Genomic DNA, 16,460 nt, shown 5'->3' with positions numbered 1-16,460 from the left:
GGATCGTTACAGGCTGTCTTTGTCCGTCTCGGTGATGTCGAGATAGACGAACTTGCCGGGCAGCAGCTTGCCGAACGCGGCCGGATTGGTCACCGAGAAGCGGAGATTCCCGGTCGGCGTCCACTTCGACCATTGCTTGTTTGCGCTGCCTTCCTTGTCGCTGTAGACCGCGCTCAAGGTGATTTCCTCGGCGCTGATGTCACCGTTGTGGTCCGCGGAGCGCGAAACCGTGTTGACGACCATCTTCATTCGCAGCATGGAATAGACCTCGTTGGTTGACTCGATTGCGGACACCGAGCCATTTCCATCTTTGGGATTTCCATGGCTGCAGAAACAAGAAACCCCGCTCGGAGCGGGGCTTATCAAGTGCTGTAACGGCCGCCCCCGAACCCGGAGCACCGGGTTGGGGTTGGCTATTGCAGCGTCGCTTGAAGTGTGAGGTGAGTTACACGGCTTTGCCTTTCGATTGGGCAGGCATTACCACTCTTGGCGCGAAAACTACCCCGATTTCGGGGGTCTTGCAAATATTCCCAAAGACTAGGCGATCGCGCGGTACTCCAAAAGCGCTCTGCGCAAGTGCGCGAGGGCCGTGGCGTGCCATCCAGTGACCAGGGTGTGGACCTGCTCGTACCGCTCATCCCATCCGTCGTTCCAGCTCTTGAGCGGGATGCCGGCGAGATCGGCGCGCGCCGCCGGCGTCAGCGAGATGTAGCCGGTGCCGCCCGGTTCGTCGCCGGGATCGTATGACTTTCGCATCGTGATGCGCAGATCAGGCATCTCCGGCTTACATGTTGGGCATGCCGTGCCGTTGCCATGCGCTCGCTTCCACCCCTGCCCTTTGCAGTCGGGGCAGATCAGCGGCCGAGGCGCGACGAATTCAAACACGGCGAGCCCGGCAAGACGGCGGCAGTACGCCTGACCGTGGTTGTCGGGCCAACGCAGGCGCTTGATGGGTCGCCCCTGGGCGTCGCGAGGATCCGCCAGCAGCAGTGTCTCGACATAGAGCCATCGCTCCAGCGGCCCGATTGACTGCGCGTCGCCACTCTCGCGCACCATGCCGGCGAGAAAGGGACCGCGCTCCAGGCCGTCGAGCATGCGTGCAATGTCCGAGGGAAGCAGATTGGGAATGCCACCACCACCCACGCCACCGATCTGCACTCCGCGTGCAGTCAAAAGCGCCCAGGCTTTGGATGGATTCATTGGTCCGCCAGATCCAGCTGCTTCAGTTCGCGGTCTGCCTCGACGTAACGGGCGAGTGCAGGTGATGCCGGCTGAACATACAGCGAGCGAAGCACATCCTCCACGTCCTCGAGGATCCGCCACGAGATGAGTTCGAGGATACGTTCGATGGTAACGGCGTCCTCGAATTCCAACTCGGCGGCGAGATCGGGCAAGCGTTCGAGATGACGACGCAGGCGACGGAACACCGGCTCGGGATCGATGCCAATCGACTTCACCTCGCGCAGAGCGAGGAATGCGCGAACGACTCTTCGACGCCGCTCCTCCGAATCGTCGGCCGCCTTCGTTAGTGCCTCGCGCTCGATATCAGTGAGCGGCTTCGCCTGTTTTGACGACCTGCGACTCAAGCTCTGTCTCGCTTCGAGCGCAGTTCGCGCCCCATATTCTGCTCTTCGAGCACGCACTTGGCGCTCGCGATCGCCCCCTCCGGCGACTGACTCAGCGCTGTAGCACCGCCGTCGACGGTTGGGCGCGCATAAGGCAGCTTCATCCTCCTGCGGCCATTGCCGCCACGGTCGAAGACCAGCTCGAATGCGTCGACCTTCGTGACGATCGGATCCTTGCGGCCAGGTCTGAAGGTGGCGAGCCACATCAAGGTGATTGTCTCCACTCGCTTTCACGACACTCAACAACGTAGCGTCGCTCGCTGACCGTGCGATAGTGCTGCACGGGAACCTTGCCGACCCATTGCGTATACCAATGCACCCGCCGGGTCCGTTCCTCATCGGTTGCAGTAGTCCAGCAATTCTCCAGAGCAAAGGCGCGTTGAAGTGGCGGTGGATCAGAACAGGCCGCCAGCGCGATGAAAGTCGCAAGGAAGAGCTGCTTCATCTCCCCTGCTCCCTCGACTCGTGCGACTCGCCCAACCAACCCGCATTCCACCGCTGCCGCCCTTTCACCTTCTGCTGATTGTCGATGCGCTCTTCCGTCGTCAGCAGCTTCGCGTCGATCAACGGCCGTGCGCACGCCGCGGCGAGCTCGAGTGCGAGATTGGCAGCCTTCTCCCGCGCACGACGACGCAACTCCGTTCGCCGCGCCAGTGCGGCATCCTCGGCACGCCGGATCTTCTCTGCCTCCGCGGCAGCAAAGCGATGTTCGAAGCTGCGCGGCACGCCCGGGCGCCCCTTCTGGCTGGGTGCGACCAGCGCATCGTCCCGCAAGCCCTTGAGCCAGCGCTTGGCGATGCACGACTGGCTGACGCCGATGCGCTTGGCGAGCTCCTCCGCACGCATCACCTCGCCCTGATACTCGACCATGACTCGCTTCGGCATGCGATGTTTCCTATGCGGCCTTGGCGCCGACTCGGTTCTGCAGGTACCAGTGTGCGATGAGCAAAGCTTCGGCCCGGCCATTGTCCTTCTGTCGATCCAAAGGCGCAGTCGGAAAGAGCAATCTCGCCTTATCGAGCGACGCACGCTTTCGCTCCGCCTGTTTCACGTCCTTTTCGAAAGTCAGGCCAAGGGCACGCTTCCACTGGCTGGAATGGATCAGGTGAAGCGGGATGCGGAGCGTCTGTACGGTCCCGAGGATTGATCCCACCGCAACGCCGAACTTGAAGGTCGATGAGACGCCTTGCTGTGGCATCGCTGAGACTCGCTCGATGACGGCAATAGCCGGCCGACCGTTGATCGAACTGAGCAGCAAGGTCTGGAGCTCGGCGCCATCGACCCACGAGAGCGACTGATCACTCACGACTGGCATGTCATTGACGTGCACGTATGCCCCCGACGCCGCATCGATCAGCGCGAAAGCACCCGTAACGCCAGGATCGATTCCGAGAATGAGTTTGCTCACAAAGTTTCCCCTTGTCGTTTGTTGATTGCTGAGAGCGAGACTGCGCGCCGATGCTGGCGCTTGTACCAATGCAGTGGATGAACGGTGGCCTCGGCCGGGATCTCAGCTTCCGGCCACCGCAGGCAGTTGAGATGGACGCGATAGTCGCGCTTGCGGTCGCGACGAACCGATTGGACGGCATACGCGGAGCCCGCCGGCGTGCGCAGGAAGTGGCCGACCTCGACCGCGGCGTTGCCGTCGTAGTAGAGCTTGCACGGGGTGTATGGGGGCTTGCGGAGCACGCTACTCCCACCAGTCCGCTTTGCGCATCTTCGTGGTGATGCCGTCCTGCGTGATGAGGCACGTGCCGTAGTCGTGGCACACGATGCGCTTGCCGAGCCGGCCCCAGTTGCCCACCTTCAAGTCGGTGAAGAACATCGGCACGCGCGGCAGTTCCTTGCGCAGCTCGACGATCGTCACCGGCTTCGTGCGCCGCTGGATGAGCCACTTACCCATCCCGCTGATGTGATTGCAGGGAGCGAACCAGCTGGCGATTCCGCTCACTTCCTTGACGTGGTTCCACACCAGCCATTCCTTGGTGTTCTGGAAGTAGCCCTCGCCGTATTCGAACTTCAGCACCCAGTCATCGTTGATGCCGTAGGAATACACGTTGCGTGTGATGCCGCTGCCGATCAGCTTTCCGGCGAACAACGTTGCCATGTCCTGCAGCATGATGGTGGGCACGTCCTGGATGGCGGTCACGGCAGCACCACCGTGACATCGACATCTGACACGACCGTCTTTCCCACGCCGTGATCGCTGATCGTGTCGATCGTCACCCGGCTCACATCGACGCTAGTCACGCTGCACCGAGTCTCGGACTCGAATTGCGTGATCAGCTGCCGGATCGACGATCGCAGCTGCTCACGCTTCTGCTTGATCTCCTCGATGTTCACGACTGCGCACCTCCCTCGGCTCGCTTTGCTTTGAAGCGCACCCACGACTCCAATAGCTTCGGCGCCTCGATGATGTGTAGCTCGGGAATGTCACCGCTCAGCCAAGCGAGAAATTCGTGAACGATGGTTCCAGAGCGTTGGTCATAGCCCCGCATCAGCGCAGCCGCAAACCACGCTCGCGCCAAGTCGATATCGAACCCCGGGTTCTGAAGCACGAACGCCTTCGCCCAGTCCTCCGCATCGAACGAGCAGTAGGGATAGTCCGAGCGTTGATCGAGCGGCACGCCGGCGTTGTCGATCTCGTGTTGCAGTTGGTCGCCGTTCATGGCGTGACCTCAAGCTCGCGGGCCTTGTCGAAGCTCAAGCGAAATCCCGACGCATGCTTGTGACCGCCCCCGCCGTACTGTTTTGCGATCTCGGAGACGTCCATGCCGTCATCACGTGAGCGCAGGGAGAACACACGGCCGTCTGGCGTGTCCCAATAGCAAGCGGCGAACGGTGGCGTGACCCACTCACCGGCCAGGTTCGGCGATTGGTACGGCTCGCACATCAGATGGCCGGCATCGCTCGTCAGCGTGTATGGAAGGTTCGCCACCGGCACCCAGTGACCACCGATACACATCTCGCGGCGGAACGCTTTGACCAACTCGGCGATGTCCTTGTGATGCTTGCGCTCGATGGCTTCACCTTCGGTGCGCAGCACGGACAAATCGGCCTTGAACAACAGATCCCATGTGTCGAAGTCGTACGGATACGAGAACACCGACGCCTGAATTGCACGAGTGTCCTGGTAGGCAAATCGCCACAAGTCACGATCCTCGATTCGATCGATGAGGGGTGGTCGATCACGCCCCTCGTGAAAAAAGTCCCACGACATCCCGGCGCCAGATCGATTCATGTCGAACAGCGCATAGATGCGGCCGAACGGCGCGCCTTCGCATCGGTCCTGATACGTGTTTCCCAGGAATCGATTCCAGCTGAGTCGTCCGCTGTATTCCCGCAAATCTTGGATGTGCTGTAGTGAGATGTTCGCGCCGCCCGGAAACATATCTTCCATTGCGCTCTTGTGATGATCGAGCAACAGCACTCCCTGGGTATGCCTGGCGAACTCGATCATCACGTCACGCTTGTACGAAAAATCGACCATGATCACGTGCCGACCGGCCGCATTCGGCGGATCGTTCTGGTAGACGCCGGCGTAGAACTCGACAGCGTCCGGACCGAGCGCGCGACGCACAGCCCAGGCAGCGCCGAACCCATCGGCGCAGTTGCCGTGATAGATACATAACGGTTTCAGTTCAGACACCGATGGGACCTCACGAATTGGATCTGTCCGCGCTCAATCGCGCGGAAGATGTGGTTGGAAAGTGAGTCGATAAATCGTTTCGCCTCGATTGGATCGTCCTGCGCCACGTCAGCGGCAAACGAGAACGCTGCGATGAGCGCCGCCTCGCAGGCGTGATTCGCGCAGCACGGAACCGCGTCTGCGATCTTCTTGCGCATGTCATCGGCGACCAGCAGCAGATCGGGATGCGGATGATTGCGGGCGAGGCTCATGCTGCATCCCTCGGCTCAACGACGAGCCAACAATCACGGGCATCGACAAACCGCAGGGCCTTGCTGACCCAGTCTGGTCGCGTCACGGCGGTGAAGAACACCATCCATCGACCGCCGTGCTTCGCGATCTTCGGCTTGATCACGCTGCCTTCCTCGCCGGCGTCGGATCCGGCTTCGTCGGGCACTTGTGCGGCAGCCAACCGTTGCCAGACGGATGCGGATCGACCACGCGCCACTCGCGGTGCCCGCCAACGCTGCGATCACCGACGAGAATCCGATGGACGCCGCGGCCGCACTTCATGCATGTTCCGGTGCCGTGCGCGATGGCTTCGTTCTGCGCGTACATCACGCTCCCATTCGGGCGACATCGGGCCGAAATAGCCCGCTGCGGAAATTGTTCATGACCAGGTTGCAAACGTTCTGCAGTTCGCGGTCGATGGTGTCGAGCTTGTCGCCGTGAAGTGCATGCAGCGCAGCCGCGGCGGCGGTGACCGAGGCGATCGCGGCGTGCTGTGGGCAGCAGGCGCGGCCGTTGAGCACCTCGGACAGTGATTCGACGAGAGAGGCGAACTCCTCCGTCGACACTGTGTGCTCGGACTGAACTTGTGGCGCACGGCCGACCCAGGGTGAGTTCGTCACAGAACGATCTCCTCTGGCTCGCCATGGAGTTGGCGCCGCACTTCCGTCGCCTCGAAGGCACGCTCCATGAGGCACGACGCCGGCACCGTCCGATCAAGCTGTGCGCAAGCGCGTCGATTGCCATCGAGGCAGCTATCCACGAGCTCTGACACTGCGAGCATCGAGGGGCACGGGCGATCGACCGTGATCATTGATCCCAGCAGTGCCGAGGCACCGCCCAGGCCCATGAGCAGAACCGCCTTCGTGACGGTCATGAGCTTCACGCGTGGCTCCGCGGCTCGTGGCCGAACGTCATGGCGTTGATCATCAAGTCACCTGGCGTGCTCGTGCCGGCCGTCCGTTTCATGTCCAGATCGACAACCCAACAGCGGTTGTACTGTTGAACATGACCGATGATGAGCGCGAGCACATCGAACTCGCTTTGTGTGATGGCGATGCGCTCGCGACGCTGATTCACGCTGTGCCCCCTGCCGGTACGGTGCGCCGACCGATGATCTGCGTCGGCTCCCCTGAAAGGCGCTCAGCGAACCTGCAGACGGCAAGTGCCATCAGTTTCTCCCATGTGGCCAAGATCAGCGGATCCGCCTCGCAAACATTGATGCTCACGGATCCGATGAGGTGCACGAAAGGCTTGGTCCCGTGCCGCTCGACATACGCGTTGAAGCACTGGCCCTCGGTCCTGAAGGCCAGTTGCATGTCGGCGGTCTTCTGTTGCTCGTCGGCCATTGTGGCTTGGCGTCAGTGCGGGCGCTGCTCGTCGCGAGTACGCCGGCGGGATTTGGTGGTCACGTCCCCGTCCTCGTCCTCGTCGCCGTCTTCTTCGTCGTCGCTCTCCTCCTCTTCCTCAGCGCCATCCTCGTCCTCGGCGTTGTGATCCAAGCCCAACTCACCCTGGGCACCTTTTTTCTTCTTCGCTTGGCCTTCATCCACCTTGCCGAAGGTCAGCGATTCGAGCGTGACAGGCTTACCTTGAAACGCCTCCAACTCCGCCAGTTCGGCGTTCAATTCGAAGTTTGCCTGCAGTAGGAACTCCATCGTGGTCTGGCCGCCGAGGTTCCCGATGAACTTGATCCCTTTGATGCGCACGGGATGATTGCCATCGACCGTCAGAGTCTTGTTCGATACGCCGAAGAATAGTTCGAATTCACAATCGGTGAACTTCGTCTTGAATGCGTGTGGTTGCCAATCGCCGCCCTTCCACAGCGGCTCGATGGGCTTCACTCCGACGTCGTACATCTGAGAAAACTTGAACTTGTCGCGGGTGATGCGATTCAGCTCACCCTTAGACACGAGGGTGCGCAAGAGCAAATCGCGGGCCGGCACCTGCTCCTTCCCGTGCTTCTCCGTCCTGACGTTGATGTGGATGAGCGTCGCTTCTCGCGACTTCAATGTGAAAGCCATGGATCATTTCCCCTTCGGTTGTGGTTGGGCAGAGAGATGGCGCTCGCACGCAGCGGCGGCGAGGTCGAATGATTTGCACGTGTCGATCGGGTTGGCCTGAAGATCCAGGCGCTTGGCGACGTAGCGATAATCCATCGCCGGGAAGTTGTCGTAGTGCGGCTCTCGATCGATGACATAGCGGCCGCACATGCTTACCTTCCGCATGTCGCTGACCAGCTTCCATAGAAGCTGTGGATTGTTTGTTTCACGATGAACATCGCTCATGCGACAAGCCCCGCGATCTCTCGCTGCACCACATCCACGATCAGCGGCTCCTGATCCAAGTCGACCAGTTGAGGGATTGGTGGTAGATCGATCGCCAGTTGGTCACCTAGCAGTTCCGCGATCTGTTCTTGCCGTCTCTGACTGAAATACTGATGAGTGGACGACATGAACTCACGCGCCCGCTTCCCGGCGATCTTGGTCATGTAGTACGGCTTTGATCCGAGCTGCTGACCCTCGTAGTGGTAAGGCCCAGAGACGGTTGTGCGCATCAACCCGGCGAATCGCTGTGCCGTGTCCAGGTCAGTGATCTTCAGGACGACCACGACGTTCACGCCGTCGAAGGTGAACGTTCCATCGCCTTCAATCAGGCCGACCAGCCATCCCAGTTCGAACGGTGATAGCGCGGGTGTGCTCATTGCGCGCAGTCCCGGAAGGCGCGGCCGAGATCGCGCTCTCGCCATACCTTTCGCCAGTGGGATTGCGACATGCCGTCGGGCCGACAGTCTCGACGCCAGCGCTTCTCCTCGGCGCTCGATCGCGTGCGCAACATCGCGGCGACCGGGAAATAGCCGACGACGTCTGCGACGACTTCGCGCCATTCCCCCGTCGACGGGTCCTGGATCTTGAGCACGGCGTTCTGCAGCTCAGTGGCCATCAGCGAGCCCTCCGCCGCGCCTGCATCTTCGGTGCGCGCCTGTGTTTCGGGGGCGGAACGATCTGGAAATCCATCGGCGCGATCGACAGATTCACGACGACCAACCCATGGCCGGCCTGTTCCACGCTGCACGCAGTCACTCCCGAGATCTCGCGACGATCGATGAAGAAGCGACCGGGTAGGCCGTTGGGCGCGAGCATGATCAGGATGTCGGTCATCGGTGATCCTCCCGCGCTCGCTCAGGCAGCACGAGCTCGTGGCCGACGTCCGCACGGTCGAGCACACCGTCGAGCGGCAATCGCGATGTCACTTCGCGCGCCTTCGGCAACTGCTCGGCAATGCGCTCGAGCACGGCGCCGTCGACCAGCGCGCCGGGCATCATGTCGAGCTGGTTTGCGATGGGATCCGGGCACGCATGCGGGCCAATCGCATAACCTCGCTGGCACTTCGTGCAGTAGCCCGCGCCGTTGTTGGGCGTGAATACCTGGGTCACGCTGCACGCTCCTGCTCGGCACGCACCTGGCGCACGACGTCGACGGACTCGCCGGCAACCTTGGCGATCGCGTCGTCTTCCCAGCCGAGCGTCAACAGCTTGAGGATTTTCTCGCGTGCTGATTTTGGCGGCGTGAGTGCAACTTTCAGCGCCGCGGCCGCAACTGCAGGCGCCGGAAGCGCAACGGATGCCGACTGAGGTGGTGAGCGCCGCGTGAGCTCGGCCGGCAGCAGGCTCGCGATGTTTGTGGGCGCGCTGAGCGCCTTGCGTGCACCATGAACGGCGATCTGCGGGACTGAGTCGCGCACGGGGTCCACCTTCGTCAGGCCCTCGTAGACCTCGATGAACTTGTTCCGCGTGAACGGCAGCGATTTCTCCACGTCCTGGTGACGAATAGCTTGCTGACCACCGAGCGTCTCGGCAGCACGTGCCATCCGGCTGCCTGGCGGCAACGGCGCGCCACTCAGCACGATGGCCCAGGCCTCGGCCGCGGTGGACTCGCCGGCCTTGCGCAGCTGCTCGAAGTCCGCAGGCGTTGGCACCGTCGGAAACGGGTGATGTTTCAGCAGATGCACGGCCGCCGCCCGGAACTCCTCCAGCGACCAGTCCTGCATCGCGCGGAAGTACAGCTTCAATGCTCGCTTCGAGAGTTCCTTGGCCTTCACTTCCGCGAAGCCAAGCATGACCTCCGAGAACGCATCGAAATCATCCAGCGTCACGTTGCAACTCCTCCTGCAGTTCGCGCTTCGCCTGTTCGGCGGCGCTGAGGTTGGATTCGAGGCGTTGGTCGGATTTCTTCCGCGGTGGCTTCCACGGGTCGCGGCGCAGCGCGGGGTCGCTGAAGAACGTCAGCGGGGTTTCGACGTACTTGGGCTCACTCCGGCCGCCGAGCGTGACGAAGTCCGCGAAGCGATCGCGATGGGCATCGAGGCTGTCCCAGGTTTCCTCGCCCGAGTCGATCAGCTGCCGGCAAACCTTCTCGACCAGGATCTCCTTGGCCGCGCCGGCGAATTCGGGATAGCCAGCCATCAGGCGGACGAAGCGCTCGTGATGTTCGGACTCGGTCAGCTCGACACGAAGCGAAGTTGAATCTCGACCTTTCTCGCCGCTCGCCTCATGTACATCCTGCTCCTGTTCTTGCTCCTGCTCCTGTTCCTGCTCCTGGCTTCGAAGGGGGTCCGTAGACCCTGTGAAGCCCCTTCGAAGGGCCTTCGAACCCCCTTCAGAGGGCCTTGGAAGGGGCTTATTAATATGTATGTCGTGAAGGTGGTACGCGTCGCGGTAGCGCTCGATGAAATCATTGAAGAATGGCGTTTTCCTCAGCGATTCCAATTCCTTACGTACGGCGACCGCGCGGTTATCCTTCGCTTTGAGCGCCTCGCCGATCTGCTCGCGGGCCATGTTCGGCAAGTAGACGTGCTCACTTTTCGCGTCGTAATAAGCAAACCCTATGTTTTCCAGGCTTCGAAGGGCCTTCAAAGCCCCTTCCAAGGGGGTTCCGGTCTCATGGCAGAGGGTCGGCAGCGAGAGGTAGTAGAGCCCCAGCATGTTGGCGCTCGGACACGTGAACAGGTAGATCGCGACCACCTGGCTGGTGTGGCCGAGCTCGCGGATCTGCTTGCCCGTTTCGCCCGTCCAATACTTTGGTGAGAACTTGGAGTAGTCGCGCACTACGCGGCCCTCCGCATCGCCAGCGGCACGAGGTACGTGACCCAGTACAGGCCGTCGCTATCGAATGGCCCGATGATGCCGCTGTCATCAAGAGACGGATCCCAGATGATGCGATCACCGCAACCAATGACGGTGTGTCCGCAGCCCGTTCGGCTCTTGCCGCCGAGCAGGTAGAGGACGTCGGGATTCATGAAGCCCTGACATCGCAGCACGTCATCGAGCGATGCGTTGTAGGCCACGGAGACCGTGCACCAGCCTCGCGTCTCCAACCACTCTGACTCACGTCGGTGAAACGTTTCGCTGTCGGTGTAGTGCTCGCCAAAGTGCGGCACCTGGTCGGGCTCGAGGTCGAGCAGACACGCAATCGCCGTGCGATGGCAGTCGCCATAGACGCCGTTAGCAGGATCGTGGCGGAAGAGTTGCTTGCGCTTGATCACGATCTGCCGGCCTCCCGCGACCCTGGGCCGACGTCAGGTTGCGGCCCGGTGCCCGTGCGCAAATCACGGTCCAACAGACACCCGGATTGGTAGCCGCTATTCGAGGGCGCGGAACTATGGTCCACGTCAATCGTTTCTTTTCCGCCCGCTGGGTATGCAGCTGGCATTTGCTGATCCTCGGCCGCAGATCTCTGCTGCGGCCTTCTTTCTCAAACGTTTCGTCATTCGCCGGGCATGAACCCAGCGTCCGCTGCGCGCAGTTATTCCCGCCTGCGCGGCTTCTGCTGTGGAACGAGCCCTGCTTCGACAAACAACGCAAGCATCTGCGGCGCCATCTGCACGAGGGCATTCATCGCGGCTTGCTTCTGGCTCTCAGCGTCAGAAAGGAATTTCGCCATCAGCCAATGAATCGGCGTCAGATCATTTGTTTTCTCCACGATCTGCACCATGAGATTCACGTCACAGCTGCGGTGATCTCCATCGCTCGGGTTCAGTCGGCGTGAGAGTTCCGACTCGGACAGGTCCAGGTCGGCAGCGAGCTCCTTCATGCCCCGTTGATAGTTGAGCGCCGTGTGGTGGACACACTGGCGCAGCGTGGAGAAGCGCCTGAGCAAATTCGGCTGCAACTCAAGGGTGAGTTGGTTCTCGGAAACTATGCGCACGACGAATCACCGATAGTTTCCGATACCAATGCGTGATGATTCTTACAAAGCAACGCATGCCGCGAATCGCAGTGCTTGCGCGATACGAACAACATCAGCGGTGGATGGGGCACGATTTGTTTACTCAACCGGTCACGGGTGTTCCTAATAGGGGAAAATCAGGGCATCCCTTATGCTCTGTTGCTACAACAAACAAACATTTTGCGTCGCGGCGCGCAGGTACAGATTTCCGTGTCATCCGTCGCATTTTTCCGCACTGTGACGTAGTTCTCATTTTTGACAGCTGTGTGACGGTCATTGGCCGCAAATGCCGCTTAGACCTTTGGCTCGTGATTTGCGTGCTGCGCGTCAATCATTTCGACGGCTCTTGCCCCTACGTATTTGGTGTGCAGACTGTCCTGCCTCAGAAACCAACATGGGTTAAGCGGCATGGTTACAAGAGGGAACGTCAGAGGCCGCATCTCCGGATGCGGCGCCCTTTTTACTGGCGAGAAAATCGTGCACCGCCTGCACTTTCGAGACGCCAGGATCCCCAATGCGCCCTTGCTTGAACTTCGCGAACCACTGGATATCGACACCGGCCCCGTCCGCGATCTCGCGATACGTCAATTTCGAGGCTTTGATCAGCTCGGTGGTTCGCTGGAGAAGGTCCATAGGCCAGCCAGTCTAGTAACACATTACTTAAATCTCAAGCAATCCATTACTAGTGCCATATGGAACAATGGCTTACCATGCCGAACCGCCAGCAAAAGCCGTCGCCAAGCTCGATTGCAGTCGCCGCTTTCGCCCGCAATGCCATCTGGACGATGGAGGCTCAGGGAATTACAGAGCCGGAGCTTGTAGACGTGGTGAAAAAGAAATCGCCTCGGCCGGTCTCACAGAAGACCATCAACAACGTACTCAAAGCTCGTCTCGATGATGCGAAGCTCAGCACATTCGATTCGCTGGCAACGGCACTTGGCGTGCCACTGTGGGTGTTGTTCATTCCGACGCTGAAGGCTTCCGACCTGCAGAGCCCGAATCGCGAGAGACTGGTCGCACTGGTCGAGAACTACCTGAAGTGCAAAGACGATGGCCGCCACCACACCGAAACAATGGCGGCTGGATTCGCGGCGAAGGCCGATCTGCCGTGAGACTCCATAACTGGGCCTCGTTTGCGTTTTGTACCGTCGCCTTGACCCTCGCTCAGGCCGTAGCGGCGCCGAAATGGGCGAAGGAGCCCACGTCAGTGATGGGCATCGAACTAGGAGCGCGCCCGTCATTGCCGACATGCCCCCAAGCAGGGCCGGCGAAGGGGCTTTGCGTTCAGAACCCCGGATCGGAAACGATCCTTCTGCTGAGCGGCCTACCATTCACCGACATCGTGATGACTGCATCAGTCCATCTCCACGATGGCAAAGTCGCCGCAGTTCACCTCGTTCCGAAGCAAGAAGATTACGCTCGATTCCGTAGCATTCTCGTCGAGAAATATGGCGAGCCGACTGAAACAGAGATTGCGGAGATCACCGCAATTTCTGGTGCCAAAGCTACGTCAGAGACTGCGGTCTGGCGCGGCAACGCAGTTTCGATCACAACGATCGAGCGCTTTCAACGCATCGATGAATCTATCGTCGTGTTCGGTCATTTGGCGCTCCAGTTGGAGGCTGCCGCCCGGCTCGAGCAAGCGAAGCGTGACGCCGCCTCCAAGCTCTAACCACGCTGCGGCGTTGCCGCGTCGACCACCTGCCGCCCGTTCCTTGAGCCAGCCTCAGAGAGGGCCTAGAACTATCTAGTAACGTGTTACTTGACTGCTACCCCGATCTAGTAATAGATTACTTCCACGGTGATGGTTCACCGAGGGAGCAGCGGGATGGCAATCGCAAGTCGCAACGTCGGCACTGAAAACGCGGGTATCACTGCTGCCATCGCGCTGATCGGTGAGATCGACCCGAGCGCCGCTCGCCTCTTTGCCGCCCAGCCCGCCAATCGGCACACGCTCGTCACGGCCTTTCATCGCTCTCTCACCCAGTCGCGAACCTATGGCCACCTGGCTGACGAGATCGCGGTCGGCCTGCGTGCGGCAATCGACGCCAGCAAGGTGCCGCAGTCATGAGCACCTCCAACCTCCCGCGCCTCACTGACGAGCAGCGCCAGGCGCTGGACGACGGCTACGTCGCCATGGCTGGCGTGCCTGTGGGCGAGGAGCTCCCGGCCACCCTCACGCACACCCAGGGACCGTGGATCGTCAAAGGTGTCGGCGTATACGCGCAGCCGTTCGTGCGTGAAACGACGATCGGGGACGATGACGGCACTGAACGTTCCTATACAGAGGGATTGGTCGCGCTCGTCTATTCCTGCGGACAAGGGCGCATGCCAGGCAACGCCGCCTTGATCGCCGCCGCACCAACGATGCTCACCAAGCTGCGTGAGATCGCCAAAGAGTGCGGCGAGTGCTCTGGCAACGGCGTGGTTGCTTTCGACTATCCGCTGCGCGGTCTGAAGGTAGGCGACCCATGCCCGCAGTGTGAAGACATTCGCGAAGTCATCGCGGTGGCCGAGGGCAAGCAGTCATGACATTGACCGCAGTCCTCACTCCCTCTATCCGCCGCCGCTGGGATCGCATCGCGCTCCAGCAGCTCGCCGAAGCAGCCGTTGTGCTTTCCGAGCAGAACGAAGAACTCACATATCGCGCCCGCGAAGCCGAGGCATGCGCCGATATGTGGCAGTACACCGCTGAGATCAAGCGCGAACACGGCACCGCTGGCCTGACAATCGACGGCTGCATCGTCCGCATCGATCAAAGCGTCGGCGCCACCATTGACGACGACGCGGAATATCGGGACGGGTGGCAGTCATGAGCTGCACCTGGATCGCCCTGCTCTGCCTCGATCTGTCCGGCCTCTACATCGACGGCAGCCTGGCCGCGCTTGACGCGGGGGTCGAGCAGTACACACGCGAAACCACGCTCACGCTGATCGAGCGCGTCGGGCTGGTGGAGCGTGGCAGCACCACGCAAACCGACTTCCGCCGCGATGCCTTCAATCCCTACGGCCGGGCCGCGATCGGCTACGAGCAAACATTCTTCCGGCAGGAACTCAAGCTCTACGCCGAGGCATGGCATCGGTCGAGCTTGGCTACTGGCAAAGACCGCGGCGAGAACGGCGCCAGCATTGGGCTTCGGTGGTATCCGTGGGGAGGTGCGCGATGAGAACGCTGCGCCTCACTGATGACGACTTGTCGGCACTCCGCATCGCTCTGCGTCGGGGAATGAATGAAGCCGAGGCAGATGCCGCGCTTTGGTTCAATCCATTGGTCCGCGGCGATGGCTGGATGATGCGCGACGCTCTGGATCGGCTCCGCGCATTCCACGACTTGCGTGTGCGTCTGTCGAGACCGCCGTCACGCGCCCGCACACGGAGGACGCACTGATGCACGCCGATGACATCGACGCCCTGTGGGATTTCCTCACAAGCGATCGCACTCAGTCTTTGGTTGACCAACTCCGCGCTGATCCTCGAGACGAGGCTATGGCCGTCCTCGGTATTTCCGAGGTCGGCCCCCTTTCTCCTGAGAACAACGGCACGCGCTACTTCACGGTGCAGTTCGAATCGCTGGGCCGTGTGCACTACCGTCACCTCGAAGCGCAAGACCACACGCACGCCGGAAATCGAGTCCTGTGGCGCGAACCGTCGGCGATTAGCGCAGAGGTCGTGCGCGAGATCAGCCGCGAGGAGTTCGAACGGCTGACGCGAGTGCCGCTGTGATGAGTGCTGAACTCACCAAAGCTATCGGCACGCTCGCCTGTCTCACTGCGATGGCCGCCAGCCTGAAGTTCGCGGGTGCCATCAACTGGTCGTGGTGGTGGGTGCTGTTGCCGCCCGCGGCCGGCCTTGTGCTCGCGGTGATGTTCCTTCGCAATTAACAGATCGAGAGTGTGGCGCGCCATGAACAAGTCACCGGGTCAAATCGCATACGAACAGGAGCTTCTGGTGAAGCCGAACTATCACGACGGCACCCCGCGGAAAGCGTGGGATCAGTTGAAAGACTTCGCGCAAATCTCGTGGGAACAAGACCCAACGCCGCGTTACCGCAACGTTGCCGAGCTTCGTGCCTTCAAGGGCCGCGACATCCAGGCCCACGAACTCGCCAGCGAGAGCTGAGATCAAATCAGGAGTCGGCCATGTCGCCAACACAAAAAGCGATTCTCGAAGAACTCGAAGCAAGCTTCGACAAGCAGATCGACCCGGAGCAGGTTCGCGAGGATTACGACGCGCCCGACGATCGCGAATACAGCGTGAACATCACGGCCAAGCAGTGGCGCGCGTTCAGCTCGGCGATGAATGAACACATCATCCCTGAGGCTATCGAACGCGCTCAGCGTGACGAACGGCATGTGTCAGCAATCAAACATCTTCGCCGCGCGCTCGAACTGGCCGGCGCAGATCAGCCTGCCTCGTACCGCGTTGGCGCGATGGAAGAGAACATCAAGTACGCACTTGTTGCGCTTGATGCACAGACCATCTCCTAGAGCGTCCGAAACTCACACCACGAGCATCTCAAATGAAGATCTTTCTGCTGGTCTCCATCGTCTTCCTGCTGCTCTCGGTCATCAGCCGCGCTGCCCGCTTGCGGACTGGCAACTTTGAGACATCTGAGGCGCGAGCCGCGGGCCGCATCATCGCAGAAGTTGCTCTGGTGCTCTGGGCTGCAGCCCTACTCGGGAGCGTCTGAGCG

General features: G+C 60.9%; 40 protein-coding genes. 11 read left to right on the top strand and 29 right to left on the bottom strand.

Features of this window, described 5'->3' with window-relative positions:
• Positions 1–6: 6 nt before the first annotated feature.
• From VGD45_RS20585 to VGD45_RS20445, 29 genes are all read right to left on the bottom strand, one after another.
• Positions 7–294, bottom strand: coding sequence for a hypothetical protein (locus VGD45_RS20585; RefSeq protein ID WP_331157227.1), 288 nt, complete (start codon positions 292–294; stop codon positions 7–9).
• 243 nt (positions 295–537) lie between these two features.
• Complete coding sequence (locus tag VGD45_RS20580; RefSeq protein WP_331157226.1) at positions 538–1,200, bottom strand: hypothetical protein; 663 nt, start codon at positions 1,198–1,200, stop codon at positions 538–540.
• On the bottom strand, positions 1,197–1,586 hold the full coding sequence (locus VGD45_RS20575) for a hypothetical protein (protein ID WP_331157225.1): 390 nt from the start codon (positions 1,584–1,586) through the stop codon (positions 1,197–1,199). The genes VGD45_RS20580 and VGD45_RS20575 overlap by 4 nt, the downstream gene beginning before the upstream one ends.
• Positions 1,583–1,831 (bottom strand): hypothetical protein, encoded by a 249-nt coding sequence (locus VGD45_RS20570; RefSeq protein WP_331157224.1) that lies wholly within the window; start codon positions 1,829–1,831, stop codon positions 1,583–1,585. The genes VGD45_RS20575 and VGD45_RS20570 overlap by 4 nt, the downstream gene beginning before the upstream one ends.
• Positions 1,831–2,070, bottom strand: a complete 240-nt coding sequence (locus VGD45_RS20565) for a hypothetical protein (protein ID WP_331157223.1) — start codon at positions 2,068–2,070, stop codon at positions 1,831–1,833. The genes VGD45_RS20570 and VGD45_RS20565 overlap by 1 nt, the downstream gene beginning before the upstream one ends.
• Positions 2,067–2,510, bottom strand: a complete 444-nt coding sequence (locus VGD45_RS20560) for a hypothetical protein (protein ID WP_331157222.1) — start codon at positions 2,508–2,510, stop codon at positions 2,067–2,069. Before VGD45_RS20560 ends, VGD45_RS20565 begins: the two co-directional genes overlap by 4 nt.
• A gap of 10 nt (positions 2,511–2,520) precedes the next feature.
• Positions 2,521–3,033, bottom strand: coding sequence for a hypothetical protein (locus VGD45_RS20555; protein ID WP_331157221.1), 513 nt, complete (start codon positions 3,031–3,033; stop codon positions 2,521–2,523).
• Positions 3,030–3,314 carry a hypothetical protein gene (locus VGD45_RS20550; protein ID WP_331157220.1) on the bottom strand — a complete coding sequence of 95 codons (285 nt, stop codon included), beginning with the start codon at positions 3,312–3,314 and terminating at the stop codon, positions 3,030–3,032. Before VGD45_RS20550 ends, VGD45_RS20555 begins: the two co-directional genes overlap by 4 nt.
• A 1-nt stretch (position 3,315) precedes the next feature.
• Complete coding sequence (locus tag VGD45_RS20545; RefSeq protein WP_331157219.1) at positions 3,316–3,774, bottom strand: hypothetical protein; 459 nt, start codon at positions 3,772–3,774, stop codon at positions 3,316–3,318.
• Complete coding sequence (locus tag VGD45_RS20540) at positions 3,771–3,968, bottom strand: hypothetical protein (RefSeq protein WP_331157218.1); 198 nt, start codon at positions 3,966–3,968, stop codon at positions 3,771–3,773. Before VGD45_RS20540 ends, VGD45_RS20545 begins: the two co-directional genes overlap by 4 nt.
• The gene (locus VGD45_RS20535; RefSeq protein WP_331157217.1) at positions 3,965–4,294 is read right to left on the bottom strand and encodes a hypothetical protein; all 330 of its coding nucleotides are present in this window, start codon (positions 4,292–4,294) and stop codon (positions 3,965–3,967) included. The genes VGD45_RS20540 and VGD45_RS20535 overlap by 4 nt, the downstream gene beginning before the upstream one ends.
• Positions 4,291–5,274: a hypothetical protein gene (locus VGD45_RS20530; protein WP_331157216.1), complete on the bottom strand. Its 984-nt coding sequence runs from the start codon at positions 5,272–5,274 to the stop codon at positions 4,291–4,293. Before VGD45_RS20530 ends, VGD45_RS20535 begins: the two co-directional genes overlap by 4 nt.
• The gene (locus tag VGD45_RS20525; RefSeq protein WP_331157215.1) at positions 5,262–5,525 is read right to left on the bottom strand and encodes a hypothetical protein; all 264 of its coding nucleotides are present in this window, start codon (positions 5,523–5,525) and stop codon (positions 5,262–5,264) included. Before VGD45_RS20525 ends, VGD45_RS20530 begins: the two co-directional genes overlap by 13 nt.
• Positions 5,522–5,710 (bottom strand): hypothetical protein, encoded by a 189-nt coding sequence (locus VGD45_RS20520; RefSeq protein WP_331157214.1) that lies wholly within the window; start codon positions 5,708–5,710, stop codon positions 5,522–5,524. The genes VGD45_RS20525 and VGD45_RS20520 overlap by 4 nt, the downstream gene beginning before the upstream one ends.
• A 160-nt stretch (positions 5,711–5,870) precedes the next feature.
• Positions 5,871–6,164: a hypothetical protein gene (locus VGD45_RS20515; protein WP_331157213.1), complete on the bottom strand. Its 294-nt coding sequence runs from the start codon at positions 6,162–6,164 to the stop codon at positions 5,871–5,873.
• Positions 6,161–6,427, bottom strand: coding sequence for a hypothetical protein (locus VGD45_RS20510; RefSeq protein ID WP_331157212.1), 267 nt, complete (start codon positions 6,425–6,427; stop codon positions 6,161–6,163). The genes VGD45_RS20515 and VGD45_RS20510 overlap by 4 nt, the downstream gene beginning before the upstream one ends.
• On the bottom strand, positions 6,424–6,621 hold the full coding sequence (locus VGD45_RS20505; RefSeq protein WP_331157211.1) for a hypothetical protein: 198 nt from the start codon (positions 6,619–6,621) through the stop codon (positions 6,424–6,426). The genes VGD45_RS20510 and VGD45_RS20505 overlap by 4 nt, the downstream gene beginning before the upstream one ends.
• Positions 6,618–6,890 carry a hypothetical protein gene (locus VGD45_RS20500; RefSeq protein WP_331157210.1) on the bottom strand — a complete coding sequence of 91 codons (273 nt, stop codon included), beginning with the start codon at positions 6,888–6,890 and terminating at the stop codon, positions 6,618–6,620. The genes VGD45_RS20505 and VGD45_RS20500 overlap by 4 nt, the downstream gene beginning before the upstream one ends.
• Before the next feature lie 12 nt (positions 6,891–6,902).
• A complete protein-coding gene (locus VGD45_RS20495; RefSeq protein ID WP_331157209.1) occupies positions 6,903–7,565 on the bottom strand; it encodes a hypothetical protein in 663 nt (220 codons plus the stop codon).
• A 3-nt stretch (positions 7,566–7,568) separates the two neighbouring features.
• Entirely contained in the window at positions 7,569–7,829 is a 261-nt protein-coding gene (locus tag VGD45_RS20490; protein ID WP_331157208.1) for a hypothetical protein, read from the bottom strand.
• Entirely contained in the window at positions 7,826–8,245 is a 420-nt protein-coding gene (locus VGD45_RS20485; protein ID WP_331157207.1) for a hypothetical protein, read from the bottom strand. The genes VGD45_RS20490 and VGD45_RS20485 overlap by 4 nt, the downstream gene beginning before the upstream one ends.
• On the bottom strand, positions 8,242–8,484 hold the full coding sequence (locus tag VGD45_RS20480; protein WP_331157206.1) for a hypothetical protein: 243 nt from the start codon (positions 8,482–8,484) through the stop codon (positions 8,242–8,244). The genes VGD45_RS20485 and VGD45_RS20480 overlap by 4 nt, the downstream gene beginning before the upstream one ends.
• Positions 8,484–8,702, bottom strand: coding sequence for a hypothetical protein (locus tag VGD45_RS20475; protein ID WP_331157205.1), 219 nt, complete (start codon positions 8,700–8,702; stop codon positions 8,484–8,486). Before VGD45_RS20475 ends, VGD45_RS20480 begins: the two co-directional genes overlap by 1 nt.
• Positions 8,699–8,977 (bottom strand): hypothetical protein, encoded by a 279-nt coding sequence (locus VGD45_RS20470; protein ID WP_331157204.1) that lies wholly within the window; start codon positions 8,975–8,977, stop codon positions 8,699–8,701. The genes VGD45_RS20475 and VGD45_RS20470 overlap by 4 nt, the downstream gene beginning before the upstream one ends.
• Complete coding sequence (locus VGD45_RS20465) at positions 8,974–9,696, bottom strand: hypothetical protein (RefSeq protein ID WP_331157203.1); 723 nt, start codon at positions 9,694–9,696, stop codon at positions 8,974–8,976. The genes VGD45_RS20470 and VGD45_RS20465 overlap by 4 nt, the downstream gene beginning before the upstream one ends.
• Complete coding sequence (locus VGD45_RS20460; protein ID WP_331157202.1) at positions 9,683–10,648, bottom strand: hypothetical protein; 966 nt, start codon at positions 10,646–10,648, stop codon at positions 9,683–9,685. Before VGD45_RS20460 ends, VGD45_RS20465 begins: the two co-directional genes overlap by 14 nt.
• Positions 10,648–11,085, bottom strand: a complete 438-nt coding sequence (locus VGD45_RS20455) for a hypothetical protein (RefSeq protein ID WP_331157201.1) — start codon at positions 11,083–11,085, stop codon at positions 10,648–10,650. Before VGD45_RS20455 ends, VGD45_RS20460 begins: the two co-directional genes overlap by 1 nt.
• 260 nt (positions 11,086–11,345) lie before the next feature.
• The gene (locus VGD45_RS20450) at positions 11,346–11,747 is read right to left on the bottom strand and encodes a phage regulatory CII family protein (RefSeq protein WP_331157200.1); all 402 of its coding nucleotides are present in this window, start codon (positions 11,745–11,747) and stop codon (positions 11,346–11,348) included.
• A gap of 420 nt (positions 11,748–12,167) precedes the next feature.
• On the bottom strand, positions 12,168–12,401 hold the full coding sequence (locus tag VGD45_RS20445; protein ID WP_331157199.1) for a helix-turn-helix domain-containing protein: 234 nt from the start codon (positions 12,399–12,401) through the stop codon (positions 12,168–12,170).
• A 59-nt stretch (positions 12,402–12,460) separates the two neighbouring features.
• Between VGD45_RS20445 and VGD45_RS20440 the strand changes: the two genes are divergently transcribed.
• From VGD45_RS20440 to VGD45_RS20390, 11 genes are all read left to right on the top strand, one after another.
• Positions 12,461–12,880 carry a hypothetical protein gene (locus VGD45_RS20440; protein ID WP_331157198.1) on the top strand — a complete coding sequence of 140 codons (420 nt, stop codon included), beginning with the start codon at positions 12,461–12,463 and terminating at the stop codon, positions 12,878–12,880.
• 98 nt (positions 12,881–12,978) lie between these two features.
• Complete coding sequence (locus tag VGD45_RS20435; protein WP_331157197.1) at positions 12,979–13,440, top strand: hypothetical protein; 462 nt, start codon at positions 12,979–12,981, stop codon at positions 13,438–13,440.
• Between the two features lie 156 nt (positions 13,441–13,596).
• Positions 13,597–13,839 carry a hypothetical protein gene (locus VGD45_RS20430; protein ID WP_331157196.1) on the top strand — a complete coding sequence of 81 codons (243 nt, stop codon included), beginning with the start codon at positions 13,597–13,599 and terminating at the stop codon, positions 13,837–13,839.
• Positions 13,836–14,300: a hypothetical protein gene (locus VGD45_RS20425; protein WP_331157195.1), complete on the top strand. Its 465-nt coding sequence runs from the start codon at positions 13,836–13,838 to the stop codon at positions 14,298–14,300. Before VGD45_RS20430 ends, VGD45_RS20425 begins: the two co-directional genes overlap by 4 nt.
• Complete coding sequence (locus VGD45_RS20420; RefSeq protein WP_331157194.1) at positions 14,297–14,584, top strand: hypothetical protein; 288 nt, start codon at positions 14,297–14,299, stop codon at positions 14,582–14,584. The genes VGD45_RS20425 and VGD45_RS20420 overlap by 4 nt, the downstream gene beginning before the upstream one ends.
• Positions 14,581–14,934 carry a hypothetical protein gene (locus tag VGD45_RS20415; RefSeq protein ID WP_331157193.1) on the top strand — a complete coding sequence of 118 codons (354 nt, stop codon included), beginning with the start codon at positions 14,581–14,583 and terminating at the stop codon, positions 14,932–14,934. Before VGD45_RS20420 ends, VGD45_RS20415 begins: the two co-directional genes overlap by 4 nt.
• 220 nt (positions 14,935–15,154) lie before the next feature.
• Positions 15,155–15,490 (top strand): hypothetical protein, encoded by a 336-nt coding sequence (locus VGD45_RS20410; RefSeq protein WP_331157192.1) that lies wholly within the window; start codon positions 15,155–15,157, stop codon positions 15,488–15,490.
• Complete coding sequence (locus VGD45_RS20405; protein WP_331157191.1) at positions 15,490–15,648, top strand: hypothetical protein; 159 nt, start codon at positions 15,490–15,492, stop codon at positions 15,646–15,648. Before VGD45_RS20410 ends, VGD45_RS20405 begins: the two co-directional genes overlap by 1 nt.
• Positions 15,649–15,670: 22 nt before the next feature.
• Positions 15,671–15,886: a hypothetical protein gene (locus tag VGD45_RS20400; protein WP_331157190.1), complete on the top strand. Its 216-nt coding sequence runs from the start codon at positions 15,671–15,673 to the stop codon at positions 15,884–15,886.
• 20 nt (positions 15,887–15,906) lie between these two features.
• Complete coding sequence (locus VGD45_RS20395; RefSeq protein WP_331157189.1) at positions 15,907–16,254, top strand: hypothetical protein; 348 nt, start codon at positions 15,907–15,909, stop codon at positions 16,252–16,254.
• 32 nt (positions 16,255–16,286) lie between these two features.
• Complete coding sequence (locus tag VGD45_RS20390; RefSeq protein ID WP_331157188.1) at positions 16,287–16,457, top strand: hypothetical protein; 171 nt, start codon at positions 16,287–16,289, stop codon at positions 16,455–16,457.
• Positions 16,458–16,460: the final 3 nt, after the last annotated feature.

This window comes from Steroidobacter sp. (genome assembly GCF_036402275.1).
Lineage (GTDB): Bacteria > Pseudomonadota > Gammaproteobacteria > Steroidobacterales > Steroidobacteraceae > Steroidobacter.
Note: the sequence above shows the minus strand (reverse complement) of the source record. Positions and strands in the feature narration are given on the sequence as shown.

What these genes read in the sequence shown, in the direction of transcription:
- VGD45_RS20430 (WP_331157196.1), top strand. Translation starts at nt 13,597, where the DNA reads ATGGCAATCGCAAGTCGCAACGTCGGCACTGAAAACGCGGGTATCACT.
- VGD45_RS20405 (WP_331157191.1), top strand. Translation starts at nt 15,490, where the DNA reads ATGAGTGCTGAACTCACCAAAGCTATCGGCACGCTCGCCTGTCTCACT.
- VGD45_RS20435 (WP_331157197.1), top strand. Translation starts at nt 12,979, where the DNA reads ATGGGCATCGAACTAGGAGCGCGCCCGTCATTGCCGACATGCCCCCAA.
- VGD45_RS20440 (WP_331157198.1), top strand. Translation starts at nt 12,461, where the DNA reads ATGGAACAATGGCTTACCATGCCGAACCGCCAGCAAAAGCCGTCGCCA.
- VGD45_RS20500 (WP_331157210.1), bottom strand. Translation starts at nt 6,890, where the DNA reads ATGGCCGACGAGCAACAGAAGACCGCCGACATGCAACTGGCCTTCAGG.
- VGD45_RS20485 (WP_331157207.1), bottom strand. Translation starts at nt 8,245, where the DNA reads ATGAGCACACCCGCGCTATCACCGTTCGAACTGGGATGGCTGGTCGGC.
- VGD45_RS20390 (WP_331157188.1), top strand. Translation starts at nt 16,287, where the DNA reads ATGAAGATCTTTCTGCTGGTCTCCATCGTCTTCCTGCTGCTCTCGGTC.
- VGD45_RS20475 (WP_331157205.1), bottom strand. Translation starts at nt 8,702, where the DNA reads ATGACCGACATCCTGATCATGCTCGCGCCCAACGGCCTACCCGGTCGC.
- VGD45_RS20425 (WP_331157195.1), top strand. Translation starts at nt 13,836, where the DNA reads ATGAGCACCTCCAACCTCCCGCGCCTCACTGACGAGCAGCGCCAGGCG.
- VGD45_RS20525 (WP_331157215.1), bottom strand. Translation starts at nt 5,525, where the DNA reads ATGAGCCTCGCCCGCAATCATCCGCATCCCGATCTGCTGCTGGTCGCC.
- VGD45_RS20415 (WP_331157193.1), top strand. Translation starts at nt 14,581, where the DNA reads ATGAGCTGCACCTGGATCGCCCTGCTCTGCCTCGATCTGTCCGGCCTC.
- VGD45_RS20480 (WP_331157206.1), bottom strand. Translation starts at nt 8,484, where the DNA reads ATGGCCACTGAGCTGCAGAACGCCGTGCTCAAGATCCAGGACCCGTCG.
- VGD45_RS20420 (WP_331157194.1), top strand. Translation starts at nt 14,297, where the DNA reads ATGACATTGACCGCAGTCCTCACTCCCTCTATCCGCCGCCGCTGGGAT.
- VGD45_RS20580 (WP_331157226.1), bottom strand. Translation starts at nt 1,200, where the DNA reads ATGAATCCATCCAAAGCCTGGGCGCTTTTGACTGCACGCGGAGTGCAG.
- VGD45_RS20400 (WP_331157190.1), top strand. Translation starts at nt 15,671, where the DNA reads ATGAACAAGTCACCGGGTCAAATCGCATACGAACAGGAGCTTCTGGTG.
- VGD45_RS20445 (WP_331157199.1), bottom strand. Translation starts at nt 12,401, where the DNA reads ATGGACCTTCTCCAGCGAACCACCGAGCTGATCAAAGCCTCGAAATTG.
- VGD45_RS20495 (WP_331157209.1), bottom strand. Translation starts at nt 7,565, where the DNA reads ATGGCTTTCACATTGAAGTCGCGAGAAGCGACGCTCATCCACATCAAC.
- VGD45_RS20560 (WP_331157222.1), bottom strand. Translation starts at nt 2,510, where the DNA reads ATGCCGAAGCGAGTCATGGTCGAGTATCAGGGCGAGGTGATGCGTGCG.
- VGD45_RS20565 (WP_331157223.1), bottom strand. Translation starts at nt 2,070, where the DNA reads ATGAAGCAGCTCTTCCTTGCGACTTTCATCGCGCTGGCGGCCTGTTCT.
- VGD45_RS20490 (WP_331157208.1), bottom strand. Translation starts at nt 7,829, where the DNA reads ATGAGCGATGTTCATCGTGAAACAAACAATCCACAGCTTCTATGGAAG.
- VGD45_RS20570 (WP_331157224.1), bottom strand. Translation starts at nt 1,831, where the DNA reads ATGTGGCTCGCCACCTTCAGACCTGGCCGCAAGGATCCGATCGTCACG.
- VGD45_RS20535 (WP_331157217.1), bottom strand. Translation starts at nt 4,294, where the DNA reads ATGAACGGCGACCAACTGCAACACGAGATCGACAACGCCGGCGTGCCG.
- VGD45_RS20395 (WP_331157189.1), top strand. Translation starts at nt 15,907, where the DNA reads ATGTCGCCAACACAAAAAGCGATTCTCGAAGAACTCGAAGCAAGCTTC.
- VGD45_RS20410 (WP_331157192.1), top strand. Translation starts at nt 15,155, where the DNA reads ATGCACGCCGATGACATCGACGCCCTGTGGGATTTCCTCACAAGCGAT.